This is a genomic window from Ensifer sp. YR511 (assembly GCF_900103045.1).
Classification (GTDB): Bacteria; Pseudomonadota; Alphaproteobacteria; order Rhizobiales; family Rhizobiaceae; genus Ensifer; species Ensifer adhaerens.
The window spans coordinates 188,442-204,964 of the sequence record NZ_FNGR01000005.1 but is presented as its reverse complement, the minus strand read 5'-3'; the positions used below and the strand labels follow the sequence as shown (position 1 = coordinate 204,964).

14 protein-coding genes are annotated in these 16,523 nt (G+C 61.9%); 12 read left to right on the top strand and 2 right to left on the bottom strand.

The window, feature by feature from the left end; translation table 11 throughout:
- Positions 1 to 27: 27 nt before the first annotated feature.
- Complete coding sequence (locus BLU15_RS39525) at positions 28 to 252, bottom strand: hypothetical protein (protein WP_162251000.1); 225 nt, start codon at positions 250 to 252, stop codon at positions 28 to 30.
- Here BLU15_RS39525 and bamA point away from each other — a divergent pair.
- From bamA to lpxB, 6 genes are read left to right on the top strand one after another with little or no spacing between them, the layout of a single operon-like run.
- Positions 194 to 2,530, top strand: a complete 2,337-nt coding sequence (gene bamA, locus BLU15_RS12400; RefSeq protein ID WP_060607504.1) for an outer membrane protein assembly factor BamA — start codon at positions 194 to 196, stop codon at positions 2,528 to 2,530. The two genes, BLU15_RS39525 and bamA, sit on opposite strands and share 59 nt — an antisense overlap.
- Positions 2,531 to 2,576: 46 nt before the next feature.
- Entirely contained in the window at positions 2,577 to 3,644 is a 1,068-nt protein-coding gene (gene lpxD / locus BLU15_RS12395; RefSeq protein WP_034796696.1) for a UDP-3-O-(3-hydroxymyristoyl)glucosamine N-acyltransferase, read from the top strand.
- Positions 3,637 to 4,101, top strand: a complete 465-nt coding sequence (fabZ, locus tag BLU15_RS12390) for a 3-hydroxyacyl-ACP dehydratase FabZ (RefSeq protein WP_034796695.1) — start codon at positions 3,637 to 3,639, stop codon at positions 4,099 to 4,101. The genes lpxD and fabZ overlap by 8 nt, the downstream gene beginning before the upstream one ends.
- Positions 4,098 to 4,913 carry an acyl-ACP--UDP-N-acetylglucosamine O-acyltransferase gene (gene lpxA, locus BLU15_RS12385; protein ID WP_162731877.1) on the top strand — a complete coding sequence of 272 codons (816 nt, stop codon included), beginning with the start codon at positions 4,098 to 4,100 and terminating at the stop codon, positions 4,911 to 4,913. Before fabZ ends, lpxA begins: the two co-directional genes overlap by 4 nt.
- 5 nt (positions 4,914 to 4,918) lie before the next feature.
- Positions 4,919 to 5,806, top strand: a complete 888-nt coding sequence (locus BLU15_RS12380) for an LpxI family protein (protein ID WP_060585276.1) — start codon at positions 4,919 to 4,921, stop codon at positions 5,804 to 5,806.
- Complete coding sequence (lpxB, locus tag BLU15_RS12375; protein ID WP_090295651.1) at positions 5,803 to 6,978, top strand: lipid-A-disaccharide synthase; 1,176 nt, start codon at positions 5,803 to 5,805, stop codon at positions 6,976 to 6,978. The genes BLU15_RS12380 and lpxB overlap by 4 nt, the downstream gene beginning before the upstream one ends.
- A gap of 198 nt (positions 6,979 to 7,176) precedes the next feature.
- Here lpxB and gltA read toward each other — a convergent pair whose 3' ends face one another.
- Positions 7,177 to 8,466, bottom strand: a complete 1,290-nt coding sequence (gene gltA / locus BLU15_RS12370; protein ID WP_034796688.1) for a citrate synthase — start codon at positions 8,464 to 8,466, stop codon at positions 7,177 to 7,179.
- Between the two features lie 315 nt (positions 8,467 to 8,781).
- Between gltA and BLU15_RS12365 the strand changes: the two genes are divergently transcribed.
- The 6 genes from BLU15_RS12365 to BLU15_RS12340 all read left to right on the top strand — a co-directional run bounded on the left by BLU15_RS12365 (position 8,782) and on the right by BLU15_RS12340 (position 16,489).
- Positions 8,782 to 11,256, top strand: a complete 2,475-nt coding sequence (locus BLU15_RS12365; RefSeq protein WP_244546739.1) for a ComEC/Rec2 family competence protein — start codon at positions 8,782 to 8,784, stop codon at positions 11,254 to 11,256.
- Positions 11,257 to 11,439: 183 nt separating this feature from the next.
- On the top strand, positions 11,440 to 12,522 hold the full coding sequence (exbB, locus tag BLU15_RS12360; RefSeq protein WP_244546738.1) for a tonB-system energizer ExbB: 1,083 nt from the start codon (positions 11,440 to 11,442) through the stop codon (positions 12,520 to 12,522).
- Between the two features lie 3 nt (positions 12,523 to 12,525).
- Positions 12,526 to 12,951, top strand: a complete 426-nt coding sequence (exbD, locus tag BLU15_RS12355) for a TonB system transport protein ExbD (protein WP_034796684.1) — start codon at positions 12,526 to 12,528, stop codon at positions 12,949 to 12,951.
- Between the two features lie 204 nt (positions 12,952 to 13,155).
- Positions 13,156 to 13,821, top strand: coding sequence for a protein-L-isoaspartate O-methyltransferase family protein (locus BLU15_RS12350; RefSeq protein WP_060583185.1), 666 nt, complete (start codon positions 13,156 to 13,158; stop codon positions 13,819 to 13,821).
- A 288-nt stretch (positions 13,822 to 14,109) separates the two neighbouring features.
- A complete protein-coding gene (locus BLU15_RS12345; RefSeq protein ID WP_034796676.1) occupies positions 14,110 to 15,477 on the top strand; it encodes a TolC family outer membrane protein in 1,368 nt (455 codons plus the stop codon).
- 208 nt (positions 15,478 to 15,685) lie between these two features.
- Entirely contained in the window at positions 15,686 to 16,489 is an 804-nt protein-coding gene (locus tag BLU15_RS12340; protein WP_060516970.1) for a PopZ family protein, read from the top strand.
- Positions 16,490 to 16,523: the final 34 nt, after the last annotated feature.

Sequence of the window (16,523 nt, the reverse complement as noted above, 5' to 3'; positions counted from 1 at the left end):
TCAACGGCTTGCGACGAAAGGTTTTGTTTACGATAAATCGAAGCTGTAGTGGCCGTTAAGCCACGGTTCGAATTGAAGTAAACAGAAATTAACGAGCTGGCTTGCTTGTATGGGAAAAGCGGTTAAAACGGCAACCGTGACCGGAGTCGGCACGAAACTGCCGCGCGACGTTTGGAAAAGGTAAGATTTGAACATGAAAGCTGGTTCAAGGTTTTTGAACGCGGTGTCGGCGGCTGCGCTGTCAACAAGCATTGTTGTTTCCGGCGCTGGTGTTGGGTTGCTCGCAGGCACGTCCGTTGCAGAAGCTGCGGTCATCAATCGTGTCGAAGTGCGCGGCGCCACGCGCGTCAGCGCTGAGACGGTTCGCGCCAACATCACGATCGTTCCGGGCAAGAGCTTCAACAACACCGACATCGACGCTTCTGTGAAGCGCCTGTATGCGACCGGCTACTTCTCCGACGTCAGCATCAATGTTTCCGGCGGCACGCTGGTCGTCAGCGTCAGCGAGAATCAGCTTGTCAACCAGGTCGTCTTCAACGGCAACCGCAAGATCAAGGACGACAAGCTGCAGGGCGTCGTGCGCACGCAGCCGCTCGGTCCTTACAGCGAAGCGACGGTCGAGACGGACATCCAGTCGATCAAGGACGCCTATGCGGCGATCGGTCGTGGCGATGTCACGGTGACGACGCAGGTCGTTCCTGTCGCCGAAGGTCGCGTCAACCTCGCGTTCGTCATCAACGAAGGCGAGCGCACCAAGATTTCTCAGATCAACTTCGTCGGCAACGAAGCCTACAGCGACGGTCGTCTGCAGTCGGTCATCGCGACGAAGGAATCGGGCATCTTCTCCTTCATTACGCGGAAGGACGTCTACAATCCTGACAAGCTGCGCGCGGACGAAGAACTGCTACGTCAGTTCTACTACAACCGCGGCTACGCCGACTTCCAGGTCGTTACTTCGGATGCGACCCTGAATGAAGCGACCAACGAATACACGGTGACGATCACAGTCGAAGAAGGTCCGCGCTACGACTTTGGTTCCGTCAATGTCGAATCGACCGTTGAGGGCATCAACGCCGAAGAACTGAAGGGGCTTATCGTCAGCCGTCAGGGTTCGGTCTACAAGGCCAAGGACGTTCAGGCGACGATGACCGAGATCTCGAAGCGCGTCGCTTCGGCTGGCTACCCGTTCGCTCGCGTCACGCCTCGCGGCAACCGCGATCTCGGCAACCACACGATCGCCGTCGACTACCTCGTCGACCAGGGCGAGCGCGCCTATGTCGAGCGTATCGAAATCCGCGGCAACACCCGTACCCGCGACTACGTTATCCGTCGCGAGTTCGACATGGGTGAAGGCGACGCCTTCAACCAGGAAATGGTAGCGCGCGCCAAGCGTCGTCTCGAGGCTCTCGGTTACTTCTCGACGGTCAACGTTTCGACCGCTCCGGGCAGCGCCGCTGACCGTGTTGTCGTGATCGTCGACGTACAGGATCAGTCGACCGGTTCGTTCGGTATCGGTGCAGGTTACTCCGCCGGTAGCGGTGGTGGCTTCCTCGTCGAAGCTTCGATCGAAGAAAAGAACTTCCTCGGCCGTGGTCAGTACATCCGCGTTGCCGCTGGTCGTGGTGACGAGAGCCGCACGTACAACGTTTCGTTCACGGAGCCGTATTTCCTCGGCTATCGTCTGGCCGCAGGCTTCGACGTCTTCAAGAACGAAAACGACTTCGATGACGACAACTACAGCTACGAAGATCAGGGCTTCAGCCTGCGCGTGACCGCGCCGATCACCGAGAACCTGTCGACGACGCTGCGTTACAACTTCACGCAGTTCGATTATAGCGGTGACCGGTCGAAGCTTTCGTCGCCCTACATTCGTGCGATCGACGGCGGCAACTGGGTCCGTTCGTCGGTGTCGCAGTCGATCACCTACAACACGCTCGACGATGCGCAGCTGCCGCATGACGGCATTCTTGCGACCTTCACGCATGAATTCGCCGGCCTCGGCGGTGACTCCGACTTCTACAAAATGACCGGTAAGGCCAAGTGGTACTACACGGTCAACGACGAAGCCGACATCATCGCCTCGCTCGGCGGTAGCGCTGGCCATATCTTCGAGACCGGTAGCGATCTGCAGGTCTTCGACCAGTTCCAGCTCGGCACCAGCGACATCCGCGGCTTCGAGCGGAACGGTATCGGCCCGCGCGAAAAGCAATCGGGTGACTCGCTCGGTGGTACGACCTATTTCACGGCTTCGGCCGAGGCGACGTTCCCGCTTCCGGGTATCCCGCGTGACAGCGGCTTCCGCGGTGCGGTCTTCGCTGACGCAGGAACGCTCTACAGCAACAAGGTCGCGCTCACCGGTCCTGGTGAATCGGTCCAGGGCAACGACGCCTCGCTGCGCGCCTCGGTCGGTATTGGTCTGATCTGGGCTTCGCCCTTCGGTCCGCTGCGAGTCGACTACGCATGGCCGGTTGCCAAGGAAGATTTCGACCGGGTTCAGAACCTGAAGTTCGGTATTTCGTCGTCGTTCTGATAAGAAGCAGTCCAGAACTGCCAGAAAAGATCGTTCTGGAGTGTACATGGAACAGAACTGGTTTTTTCCGCCCCACGATGGGATCCGCCTGGGCGACCTGGCGGATCGAATTGGGGCGGAATTGGTGGATGTCGCGGTCGCTGACCGTGCTGTCCGCTCCGTAGCGCCGGTCTATCGGGCAAAGCCCGGGGACGTCTGCTATATGTTGTCTCGCAAGAGCCGTGCCGAGCTCGAAACGTGTGAAGCATCGGCGATCATTTGCGATAAGACGATTTCGTCTCTCGTCCCTGCACATATTCCCGTCCTTTTGACAGCGCGGCCGCACACGGCCTTTGCGCTTGCCGGCACGTTGTTGCACGAGATTGCGATGCGTCCGGCACGCAATACGAGCCTGCGCGGCATCGCGCCTGGGGCGTTCGTGGATCCGACGGCGCGGCTTGAGGACGATGTCGAGGTCGAACCGACGGCTGTGGTTGGTGCCGGCGCCGAGATCGGCCGCGGCACGCGGATCGCGGCCGGCGCGGTCATCGGCCCAGGCGTGCGCATCGGTCGCGAGTGCACGATTGCCGCAGGTGCAAGCGTGCTTTGCGCTCTCGTCGGCAACAGCGTGATCATTCACCCCGGCGCTCGCATCGGTCAGGACGGCTTCGGCTATGCGCCGGGTCCGAAAGGCGGGATGATCAAGATCGTTCAGGTCGGACGGGTGATCATTCAGGATCATGTCGAGATCGGCGCGAATACGACCATCGACCGTGGCACGATGGATGACACAGTGATCGGCGAGGGTACGAAGATCGACAATCTCGTTCAGATCGGTCACAACGTGCGCATTGGTCGCTATTGCGGCATCGTCAGCGGGGTCGGCATCGCCGGCAGTACAAAGATCGGCGATGGCGTCATGATCGGCGGCGGCAGCGGCGTCAATGGCCATATCACGGTTGGTGATGGCGTCCAGATCGCCGCCATGAGCGGCGTGGCGGCTGATGTTCCCGCCGGCGAACGGTACGGCGGTATTCCAGCGCGCCCGATGCGTGATTTCCTGCGCGACGTTGCGGAAATGGCCATGCGGGCAGAGGAAAGACAGAAAAAGAAGAAGGGCGGCGCGAATGAGTGAAGCAGCAACGGTTCTCGGCACGGCGGATATTCAGGAAATCCTGAAACTGCTTCCCCATCGCTACCCATTTCTGCTCGTCGATCGCATCATCGAGATCGACGGCGACAATTCGGCGATCGGCATCAAGAACGTTTCGGCGAACGAGCCGCATTTCACCGGCCACTTCCCGGAGCAGCCGATCATGCCGGGCGTCCTGCTGGTCGAGGGCATGGCGCAGACTGCCGGCGCGATCTGCGCCCGCAAGGTGGGAACCGGCACGAACCTGGTCTATTTCATGACCATCGACAATGCCCGTTTCCGCAAGCCGGTCGTGCCCGGAGATCGCGTCGAATTCCATGTCGTGAAGCAGAAGCAGCGCGGCAATATCTGGAAATTTCACTGTGACGCAAAAGTTGACGGGCAACTTGTCGCAGAAGCTGATATCGGCGCGATGATAGTCAGCAAGGAAGACGCCTGAACATGATTGCAGCATCTGCGAAGATCCACCCGTCCTCGATCGTCGAGAGCGGTGCTGTGATCGGCGAGAACGTCAAGATCGGCCCGTTTTGCTACATCGGGCCGAAAGTCGTTCTGGGCGACGATATCGAGCTTCTCAGCCATGTCGCGGTGATCGGCCGGACGACCGTCGGCAAGGGAACGAAGATTTTCCCGAACGCCGTTATCGGCGGTGACTCCCAAAGCGTTCATCACAGTGCCGTCGACACCGAGCTTCTGATCGGCGCCAATTGCACGATCCGTGAAGGCGTGACGATGAACACCGGTACCGTCGAGCATGGCGGTAAGACGGTCGTCGGCGATAACAATCTCTTTCTCGCCAACTCGCACGTGGCGCATGATTGCCGCCTCGGCAGCAACATCATCCTGTCCAACAATGTGATGCTGGCGGGCCACGTCACGGTCGAAGATCGCGTCATTCTCGGCGGCGGCTGTGCGGTCCACCAGTTCACCCGCGTCGGCCGTCAGGCCTTTGTCGGCGGTCTGTCGGCTGTCAGCTACGACGTCATTCCCTATGGCATGCTCAACGGCAATCCCGGTCTGCTGAGCGGTCTGAATGTCGTCGGCATGAGCCGGGCTGGCATCGATCGTGCAACGATCCATGTGGTTCGCCGCGCCTACAAGCAGATCTTCGAAGGGCCGGAATCGATCCGCGCCAATGCCGCAGCGATTCGCGAAGACTATATGGATTGCGCGCCGGTCATGGAAATCCTCGATTTCATCGGCGCCGAGAGCGACCGCGCGCTATCTTCGCCGCAACGCGGCAAGGCCTGACCGTGATGTCTTCTGCTGCGAGCCGCGCGGCGACCAGCGGCCGGCTCGCAATCATCGCTGGTGGCGGCGCGCTGCCTCATCACGTTGCCGAAGCGGTTCGTGCACGCGGCGAAGATCCCTACATCATCGCGCTCACGCGTGAAGCGGAAGAAACCGATTGGGTCGATTTTGACCATTCGGTTCTGGCGATCGGCGATTTCGCCAATATCAGCCGCACATTCAAAGAAGAGGGCATCGACCGCGTCGTCTTGTCCGGGTGGGTTCGGCGTCGGCCGGAGTGGCGCGATATCCGCCCGACGTTGCGGACCCTCGCAAAGATACCGTCAGTGCTGAAGACCTTGGTCTCGGGCGGGGACGATGCGGTTCTGCGCATGGCGATGCAGCTGATCGAGGCAAGCGGCGCGCACGTCATCGGCGTGCACGAGGTGGTACCCAATCTCCTGGCCGAATCAGGCCCCATCGGTGCTGTGAACCCTGACGGTGACGACCAACGCGACATAGAAGCGGGCATCGCTGCGGCCAACGCGCTCGGCGCGCTCGACGTGGGGCAGGGGGCGGTTGCGGTCGGCGGGCGTGTCGTAGCGCTCGAGGGCGCGGAGGGCACGGACGCCATGCTGGAGCGTGTCGCTGTCTTGAAGGCGGAGGGGCGCGTCTCTTCGCGCCGGCGCGGCGTTCTCGTCAAACTTTGCAAGCCCGGGCAGGATCTGCGCGCGGACCTGCCGTCGATCGGCCCGTCCACCATCGCGCTTGCCGAGCGGGCCGGTCTTGCCGGTGTTGCCGTCGAAGCCGGACGGGCGCTGGTGCTGGAACGTAGCGAAGTGGTCAAGGTCGCCGATCAAGCGGGGCTTTTTGTCGCCGGAGTGGAGCGCACTTCCGGAGGTATCAGACGATGAACGCGCCACGTTACAAGCTCGCAGTGATCGCGGGTGAAGTTTCCGGCGACCTTCTGGGTGCCGATCTCGTCCGCGCGCTTCGGGCGCAAAGCCATTCTGACGTCGAACTCGTCGGGGTCGGCGGCGAGGCGCTGGAGGCCGAGGGCCTTCGCTCGTTGTTCGACTATTCCGAACTGTCGATCATGGGCTTCACCCAGGTGCTCGCCCGTCTGCCGAAGCTGATCATGCGTATTCGCCAAACGGCAAAGGCGATCATCGCAGCCCGACCCGACGCGCTTCTGATCATTGATAGCCCGGATTTCACCCACCGCGTGGCGCGAAAAGTGCGCGCCGCATTGCCGGATCTGCCCGTCATCAACTACGTCTGCCCGAGCGTCTGGGCCTGGAAGCCGGAGCGAGCACCGCGCATGCGCGGCTACGTCGATCACGTGCTCGCCGTCTTGCCGTTCGAGCCGGAGGCGATGGAGCGGCTGCAAGGCCCCCCGACCACTTATGTCGGCCATCGCCTTGCAAGCGACGCCAATGTGCTCGCCGTTCGCGCAAGCCGCCAGCCGCGCCTTGCGGGCGCCAAGGAGGGGCGTGTTGAGACATGCCTTCTATTGCCGGGCTCGCGCTCCAGCGAGGTCGGTCGCCTGCTGCCGATCTTCCGCGCGACAGTCGAGGAACTCGAAGCCCGCCATCCGGGAATTCGCTTCCTGCTCCCGACCGTCCCGCGCCAGGAGAAGCTGGTGCGGGAAATTACCGCATCCTGGACGATCCAGCCGGAAATTTCCGTCGGTGCGGCCGACAAATGGGCGGCCTTCGATCGAGCCGACGCGGCGATTGCTGCTTCGGGTACGGTCATTCTGGAACTCGCTTTGGCTGGCGTGCCCGTGGTTTCAACCTATGCGCCGGATTTCCTGGTGAAGTTCCTGCACAAGCGCATCCGCATCTGGAGTGGCGCGCTGCCGAACCTGATCGCGGATTTCCCGATCGTCCCGGAATATTTCGGCGAATCGATCCGCCCCGGCGCGTTGACGCGCTGGATGGAGCGGCTTTCGGGCGCAACGGCGCAGCGGGCCTCGATGCTCGACGGTTACGCGCTGGTGCAGCAGCGCATGACGACCGATCATCCGCCGGGCGAGATGGCGGCCAAGATCGTTTTTGGCTATCTCAACAAGAGCCAGCCGTAAGACTTAGCGCCGCCCGAGCGCACGACTGCCGCAATACTTCTGAAGACGGTGCCTGGTGCACAGTGCGCGCTAGGGTGGCGTTGTGTTGCCGCCATTACGAGACCGGCCACAACCGGTGCGAAACGTCGATCCTACCCTGCAAAAACAAAAGCCCGGCCATCGCTGACCGGGCTTTGTTGTCTCTGCTGATTGTCAGTCTTAGCGCTTGGAAACCGGCACGTAGTCGCGCTGCGGAGCGCCGACATAGAGCTGGCGCGGACGGCCGATGCGCTGTTCCGGATCCTCGATCATCTCGTTCCACTGCGCGATCCAGCCGACGGTACGGGCAAGCGCGAAGAGAACGGTGAACATGGTGGTGGGGAAGCCGAGAGCCTTCAGCGTGATGCCCGAGTAGAAGTCGATGTTCGGGTAGAGCTTCTTCTCGATGAAGTACTCGTCGGTGAGCGCGATGCGTTCGAGTTCCATCGCCACTTCGAGAAGCGGATCGTCCTTGTGGCCGAGTTCGGCGAGCACTTCATGCGTGGTCTTCTGCATGATCTTGGCGCGCGGATCGTAGTTCTTGTAGACGCGGTGACCGAAGCCCATCAGGCGGAACGGATCGTTCTTATCCTTGGCGCGGGCGATGAATTCCGGAATACGGTCGGCCGTGCCGATTTCGGCAAGCATGTTGAGTGCCGCTTCGTTGGCGCCGCCGTGCGCCGGGCCCCAGAGGCAGGCGATGCCGGCCGCGATGCAGGCGAACGGGTTGGCACCCGACGAGCCGGCGAGACGAACCGTCGAGGTCGAAGCGTTCTGTTCGTGGTCGGCGTGCAGGATGAAGATACGGTCCATGGCGCGCGACAGAACCGGGTTGACGACATATTCTTCGCAGGGAACGGCGAAGCACATGCGCAGGAAGTTCGAGGCGTAGTCGAGGTCGTTCTTCGGGTAAACGAAGGGCTGGCCGATGTGGTACTTGTAGGCCATGGCCGCAATCGTCGGCATCTTGGCGATCATGCGCAGCGACGCAACCATGCGCTGGTGCGGATCGGTGATGTCGGTCGAGTCGTGGTAGAAGGCAGAAAGCGCGCCGACGCAGCCGCACATGACGGCCATCGGGTGTGCGTCGCGGCGGAAGCCGGTGAAGAAGCGCGACATCTGCTCGTGCACCATGGTGTGGTGCGTGACGCGGTAGTCGAAGTCAGCCTTCTGCGCCTTCGTCGGCAGTTCGCCGTAAAGCAGCAGGTAGCAGACTTCCAGGAAGTCGCCGTGCTCGGCGAGCTGTTCGATCGGATAGCCGCGGTGGAGCAGCACGCCTTCGTCGCCGTCGATATAGGTGATCTTGGATTCGCACGACGCCGTCGACGTGAAGCCCGGGTCGTAGGTGAACATCTTCGTCTGCTTGTAGAGCGAGCCGATGTCCACGACGTCAGGGCCGATGGACCCAGATCGCACAGGAAGATCCGCCGACTTTCCATCGAGTGTTACAACCGCGGTTTTATCAGTCATCGGACCCTCCGTCTTATGGCAACGTGGCACACAGACGTGCCACGACAATGAACGTTGCGAATTTGCTATATGATTTATTTTCGACTGCCAAGCTGTACGAAAGGCAAATTGTGCGATGCGAAAATGTGCATATGGCGACGCAATAATGGCATGTTACGGCAATAAGTCCAAAGAGATCAATAAGCTCGTCCGATGATGGTGCGGTACCATTCTATATAGGTTTGCCGCTTTTTTCGGCAGATAGCGCCTCGGTTGCAGTTGCGCTGCGTTGGTTGCATGATCGACCGCGAAGTCAGGGTCCAAAGTGCGGGCGCAATGAGCGAAACGGAAATGCGGCAAGCGTCGCTCGACGTCGAACGCGGAAGCTTCAGGCTTCCCGGATCCGATGCCGCCGTTATCGCCGCGACATTACCTACGCGAGGCCGGTTCTCCCTGTTTCTCCGGCCATCGTGGCAAGCAATTGCGGGCCGCGCAGCCCGTTTCCGGCCTGCCGCGCTTAAACCGGCATTCCTCGCCGCCATCGAAGAGGAACGGGCATTCGGTCACGGTTTCGTGTTGATCCCGGTGTTCTTGATCTTCGGCGTGCTCGCCTGGCTGGCGCTGCCCTTCGATATCCGGATTGCCAATCTTGCAGTGCTGCTGTGCATTTTCGGAATAGCAGCGCTGGCCTGTCGGTGGCGGCTGGCGCCTTTGAGGGCTCCGTTGATTGCGGTTACGCTCTTCATCTCCGGCATGCTGCTGGTCGCGATCGAGACATGGCGCACCGACACCATTGTTCTCGACGCTCCGGTGACCACGAACCTTCGGGGTGTGGTCTTTTCACGCGAGCAGGATGATCGCGGCCGGTGGCGCTACGGGCTGGAGATCGAGGAAACGAGCCGGCCAAAGCTGCGCCGCCAGCCGCTGAAGGCGACGCTGGTGACGCGGGGCTCCGGAGAGCCGTTTCCGCTCGGCGCCCTGATCGAGGGCAGGGCGCGGCTGTCTCCGCCCTCGGGTCCGGCGCTGCCCGGCCTGAACGATTTCGCCTTCGACAGCTATTTCAAGGGAATCGGCGCCGTCGGGTTTTTCTACGGCGCGCCCAAACTATCCGAGAAGGTGGCGACCGAAGAGCCGGGGACGGCTTTCTCGCTGCGTTCGGCAGCGGCAAAAACGATGGCCGCAATGCGGGAAACGGTTGGCGAGAGGATTCGCGCCTCGATCGGCGGCGATACCGGCGCGCTAGCGGCGGCTCTGGTGACCGCAGAGGAAAGGGCCATCAGCCGGGAGACGGTCGAGGTGCTGCGACAGGCGGGGCTAGCGCATGTGCTGGCGATCTCCGGCCTCAACATGGCGCTGGCAGCCGGCACGTTTCTGATCGGCGCACGCACTGTTCTCAGCATGGTTCCGGGGCTGGCGCACCGTGCGCCGATCAAGAAGGTTGCCGCTGCCGGTGCGCTGCTGATGGTCTGCCTCTACATCCTCATTTCCGGCGGCGCCGTATCGGCACTTCGCGCCTGGATCATGATCTCGATCATGCTGGTCGCGGTGTTTTTCGACCGCATGTCGATCAGCCTGCGCAACGTCGCGCTCGCCGCAATCGTCATCGTGGTTCTCATGCCTTCGGCTGTGGCCGGGCCAGGCTTCCAGATGTCCTTCGCCGCCACCCTGGCGCTGGTTGCCGGCTACGGGCGCTGGCGCGAACGGCGCAACGGCAAGGCCGAAGCGGCTGGCGGCCGCACCAAGGGGCGCCTCATCACCGGCGTCGCCGCAGGCATCCTCATCACCTCGCTCATCGGCGGCCTGGCAACGTCGGTCTATTCGATCGCCTACTTCCACAGGCTGCCGGCCTATGGCCTGCTCGCAAACATTCTCACCATGCCGCTGATCAGCATCGTGATCATGCCGTTCGGTCTGTTCGCCATGCTTCTGATGCCGTTCGGGCTTGAGCATATGCCTTTGATGGCGATGGCGTGGGGTCTCGATCGGATGCTCGACGTCGCCCGGTTCGTGACGTCGCTCGATGGCGAGGTCGTGACCGGCCGCATCGGACCCATCGGCTTCGTGCTGATCGCGATCGGCGGGGTTTTTCTCTGCGTGCTGCGCAGTTGGCTGGCAATCTCTGGCATCGTGCTGATCTGTGCAGGCTTCTTCAGTCTGGCATTGGAAGATGGGAGTCGGCCCGACATCGTGATCGCCGAGGACGGACGCCTTCTCGGCCTGGTCACGGATGATGCCATCGCAACGAACCGGCCGCGCCCGCCGGACTTCATATTTTCGCAATGGCAACGAGCGCTCGCCGTGGGGGAGCACGAGCGGCCGGTCATGCTCCCGCCTGCAGCCGATGATCTTTACCCGGCTATGGAACAGGCGGTCCGACGAGCGCCGCCGATCGATGGAGAGAAGGCTACGGCGATCCGTGCGGATTTTTCATCGGCCATCGAGGCAAGCCGGCCAGGCCGATTTGTCTGCCGCGACAAGCAATGGTGTGCGGCGCGCAGCGCCATCGGCTGGACGATCGTCACCCTCGAAAATCCGCGCCTCTTTCCCGCCCTGTGCGATCAGGCAGACTTGATCGTGGTCGCCGCGCGGGTCGATGTGGAAGCGTGCGCGCCGCGCCGAGCCCGCATCGTCGACGCACGGACGCTGCGCCGCATGGGCGCAATCGAAATTCGGGCGGAGCAGCAGGAAGGGCAGGGCTCACCCGTCATGCAAATCCGGCCGGCTTTCACGACGCTTGCCCGTCCATGGGAGCGCCATCGCACCTATGATTGGCGCAGCGACACCTTCATCGAAGATCAGCCGACGCCCTGAAAACGCCTGTCCAGCTCCGGCAATGGGTGGTTGCGAAATTATTCTTGATTGATAAACTCCACAAATCCTTGTCATTCGGTTTTCCTTTGCTTAAAGAGCCCCGGAAGCGCGCAAGGGTAGCGGCGGATGACGGAAAACCCTTCGCCCTGACACGACGAAATGGACCAGTACGTGAGGAACGAGATGCCGAGACGAGCCCGATCGACGATCAATTTGTTGGCAGCCGCGATGCTGGTCCTGTCCTCCGCAGCTTCGCCAACGGCCGCCTTGGCCCAAGCGACGACGCAGGCACCCGCGGTTAATGGTACGCAAAGCGGAGCAACGGCGCCGTCCGCATCCGCGCCGACGGCAGAAAGTCAGGGCACGGCCGTAACCGTTCCGCCAGCGGAACCGGCGACGCAGGCGCAGCCGACACTGCAAGCTCCTGCCGCTACGTCGGGCGAGGGGGCTCCGGTAACCGTTGAAGGCGCCCCGGTGACGGCGGAAAGCGGGCCGGCAACGGGCGAGGGTGCAGCAAGCCCGGTGTTGCCGCATGATCTTTCGCCGATTGGCATGTTCATGGCCGCCGACGTGGTGGTGAAGAGCGTGATGATTGGCCTTGCGCTGGCGTCCGTCGCCACCTGGGCGATCTTTGTGGTCAAGTTGCTGGAACTCTTTGGCGCCAAGGCGCGCCTGACGCGCGCAGTTCGCCTGCTGTCGGCTGCCAACGGCCTGGCAGACGTCAAGGGAGCCTTTGACGGCAAGTCGGGACCGGCGCCCGAAATGGTCGCCGCGGCGATCGACGAAATGGCCCGCTCGGAGGCGGTGATCGACCATGCGCCGACGGGCGGCCTGAAGGAGCGTGTTTCCTCGCTTCTGACCCGCATCGAGGTTCGCGCCGGTAAGCGCATGACAAGTGGCACCGGCATCTTGGCCTCGATCGGCTCCGTCGGCCCATTCGTCGGCCTGTTCGGCACGGTCTGGGGGATCATGAATTCCTTCATCGGCATCAGCAAGGCGCAGACGACCAATCTGGCGATCGTGGCGCCGGGCATCGCGGAGGCGCTTTTGGCGACCGCTATCGGCCTGGTGGCGGCGATCCCGGCCGTCGTCATCTACAACTATTTTGCCCGCTCGGTCGGTGGCTACAAGGTCATTCTCGCCGATGCCGCGGCGGCCGTGGAACGGCTCGTCAGCCGCGACCTCGACCATCGCCTGGCCCGCAAGGCGCAGCCGCGCCGCCAGGACTTCGGTCACACCGAGACGACCATCGCAAGGATCGGGTGACCTATGGCCGGAAAAATCAGCGACGGTGGCGGCGATCTCGATGAAAACGCCGAGATCAACGTCACCCCCTTCATCGACGTCATGCTGGTGCTGTTGATCATTTTCATGGTGGCGGCGCCGCTTGCCACCGTGGACATGAAGGTGGACCTGCCGCAATCGGCTGCAAAGCCGGCTCCGCGGGACGACAAGCCGGTCTTCGTGACTTTGAAGGCGGATCTGGCTCTGGCGATCGGCAACGATGAGACGGCGCGCGAGAGCTTTGCCGACGAGTTGAAGCGCCTGACCGAAGGCAATACCGAGACGCGCGTTCTGCTGCGCGCGGACAAAGCCGTCGACTACGGTGAACTGATGACGGTGATGAACCTCATTCAGAACGCCGGCTACACCAAGATTGCCCTCGTTGGGCTGGAAGGCGCGCCGGGACGCTGATCCCGGCCGGCAATCGTGTTGCCTCCGCCATTCGCAGTGCAATTCCCTCCCGTTTTTCCGGCGCAGATTGCCGCTATCGCTTGAAACCGGCCGGGCGCCGATTTATGAGCTTACCTCAAAGGCTTTCCGACGGGAGCCAGAAGACGATCGTGCGTGCTTGCCCGAAAGCGGGCGCCGCGCCTATCCGGACACGAGGGCACTACCATGAATTTCGAAGCAGCGCGCACCAAGATGGTGGACAACCAGATCCGCACGACGGATGTCACGTCCCACTCGGTTCTGTCCGCGTTCCTGAGCGTGCCGCGCGAGGAATTCGTGCCTGCCAAGATGAAAGAGCTTGCCTACATCGACACGGATATCGCGCTTGAGGTTACCAATGGCAACGCACCGCGTTTCCTGATGGAGCCGTCGCCGCTCGCCAAGCTTCTCCAGCTGGCCGAAATCGCCAAGTCCGATGTCGTCCTGGAGATCGGCTGCGGCACCGGCTACGCGTCCGCACTGCTGTCACAGGTTGCAGGTTCGGTCGTTGCGCTCGAAAGCGATGAAGGCCTCGCCGCCACCGCGACGGAAACGCTGTCTCGCCTCGGCTACGACAACATCGCCGTCGTGACCGGCGAACTCGAGAAGGGATATGCCGCCGAGGCACCCTATGACGTGATCTTCGTTCACGGCTCGGTCGAAGTCCTGCCGACCGCTTTGTTCGAGCAGCTGCGCGATGGCGGGCGGCTGGTCGTCGTTGAAGGATTTGGCAATGCTTCTCGCGCTAAACTCTATGTGCACGAGCACGGAAAGACGTCCGAGCGCCCCGATTTCAACACCGCGGTCAAGCCGCTTCCCGGCTTCCGTCGTGCACAGGAATTTGTTTTTTGAGGTCCCGCTTATTGAGGGATATCAACAATTAATTGCGTTGCTAAAATAACAATGTTGCCAATTCGCAACGCGGTACTTGTTTCTTTTTGAAATGGCTGCGCAGAGTATGGCTGCGCAGTTGTCGGAATGCTGATTCCGGGTTTCAAAGAGTGCAGTGGTAGTGATTTGCTCACCAGTGGGCGGTGTGAGCGCTTCATCGCCGTGTCTAGTTGGGGTCGCTTTTTGCACAAAGAGCGGCGCCGCGGAAATAGAGGGCAGGCTCTGCCGCCCCGATCGGAGAGAGAAGTAATGGTGTCGATTGTCCGCAAAGCGGCCCTCCTGGCCGCCGTTTCGACAAGCTTGCTGCTTGCACCGCACGCAGTACTGGCCGAAACGATCTTCGGCGCAATGGCCAAAGCCTACGCAAACAACCCTGACCTGAACGCCGCGCGGGCCGGCCTCAGGGCGACCGACGAGAGCGTGCCGATTGCCAAGTCCGGCTTTCGCCCCCAGGTGGCGGCATTCGCGTCCGGAACGCTTTCGACCATCGACAGAGAAAAGACCCTGAGCGAAGACCTCCACCAGGGACAGGTCGGCATCACCGTAAACCAGATGGTGTTTGACGGCTTTCAGACGCTGAACAATGTGCGCGCCGCTGAATCGAACGTCTTTGCGACCCGCGAATCGCTGCGCGCCAACGAGATATCGATTCTCCTTTCGGCCGCGACCATCTATTCCAACATCGCGCGCGACCAGCAGCTCGTATCGATCCGCAAGCAGAACATCGCCTTCCTTCAGGAGCAGGTTAACGCGGCGAAAGCCCGTCTCGATGTGGGCGAAGGCACCCGAACGGACGTGAGCCTCGCCGAAGCCTCGCTCGCCAACGCCCAGTCGCAGCTTATCGTCGCCGTCGCTCAGTTGAAGCAGAGCGAAGCGACCTATGTACAGATCGTCGGCGATGTGCCGCGTGGCATCAAGCAGGCTTCGCCGGCTTCGAAGGCCCTGCCGCGCACGCTCGATCAGGCCGTCGCGACCGGTCTGCGCGAAAGCCCGATCATTCTGTCGGCGCAGTACTCCGTTGATTCGGCCGGTTATCAGGTCAAGTCGGCGGAAGGCACGATGCTCCCCGGTGTGACGCTGCAGGGCCAGGTTGGCCGCACCACCGGCAATGCCAGCCAGTTCGATAGCAATGCATCGAGCATTACGGCTCGCCTCGAAGTTCCGATCTATCAGGGTGGCGCCGAGTACGGCCAGATCCGCCAGGCCAAGGAACGTCTCGGCCAGCAGCGCATCCTCGTCGATTCGGCGCGTGCGGCGGTACAGCAGACTATTGTCTCCGCCTATGCTCAGCTGGAAGCCGCGATTGCGCGCATCTCCGCCAACAAGGCGCAGATCTCCGCCGCCAAGCTGGCTCTCGATGGCGTGATCGAAGAGCGCAAGGTCGGCCAGCGTACGACACTCGACGTGCTTGATTCGCAGCAGGACGTGCTTCAGGCACAGGAACTTCTGGCCGTTGCCCAGCGCGACGCGGTCGTTGCGAGCTATTCGCTGCTTGCTGCCGCCGCGCGGCTGACCGTGAAGGATCAGGGCCTGCAGGTTGCCGAATACCGTGCCGAAGAGCACTACGAAGTGGTCAAGGACAAGTGGTTCGGTCTGCGAACCGTTGACGGTCGCTAAGGCGTCCGTTCGCATCATTGAGTACCTGCCAACGCCTCGGGTCTTCCCCGGGGCGTTTCTATTTTTTCCCCTGAAAACAAATCTGTGCAAGAATCCTTAGCGTTGATTCGTGGCGTATGTTTCGTTCGCGAACTCACTTAAGGTTTGTCGGAAATCGGCGCATGTCCAGTTTTGGGACACATGTCTGCCGCGTCAAACGAGGATGGAAATGGCACAGCTCAATGTCGCGCGTGAACCGTCGATGGATGAAATCCTGGCATCCATTCGCAAGATCATTGAGAGCAACGAACCCGGGCAAGCCGGATTTGCGCCGCAGGAGCAGTTCGAGGACGAGGGCAACGACGAGATCGAGCTGACTATCGACAGCGAGATCGAGACGATCGCCTTTGGCCGACGCGATGAGGCGCCCAAGGCCGCGTTTGTCGAACCGGTCGTGGACAGCCAGGCCGGGCTGTCGGAGCCGTCGCCGGCAGCGCAGCCGCCGCTTTCACTTGCCGATGTCGCAGCACGGGTTCGCGCCGCGTCCGAGCGTCATACGACGAGCTTTGCCGGACGTGAGGTGCCGCCTGCGCCGCAGGTCGTCGCTATTCAGGACAGTCCGGTCGTCACCTCGCGCATGGCAGCAGTTTCCGCGCCGAAAGCGCCGGTGATCGAGCCCGTTGCTGCAGTTGAGGCGCCGGCAGAGCCGGAAGTCGTAGCGCCGCCGCCAGTCGAACTCCCGGAAGTTCTAAGCGCGGTTCCGCCGGTGGCCGCCGTCGTTCCGCCGGAAGCGCCCGCGCCGGAGACGGCGCTTGCCGCGATCGTCTCGCCGGAGGTCGGCCGCAAGGTCGCTCAGTCGTTCGGCGATCTTGCCCACGCAGTGGATCAGGAATCGCGGCGTTCCTTTGATGAAATTGCCGAAGCGATGCTACGGCCGATGCTGCAGGAATGGCTCGATGACAATCTGCCGACGCTCGTCGAGCGGCTCGTCCGCGAGGAAATCGAACGCGTCGCGCGCGGCCCCCGCCGCTAAATGCCGAATCCGAACACGAAAGAAGCCGCGCGAT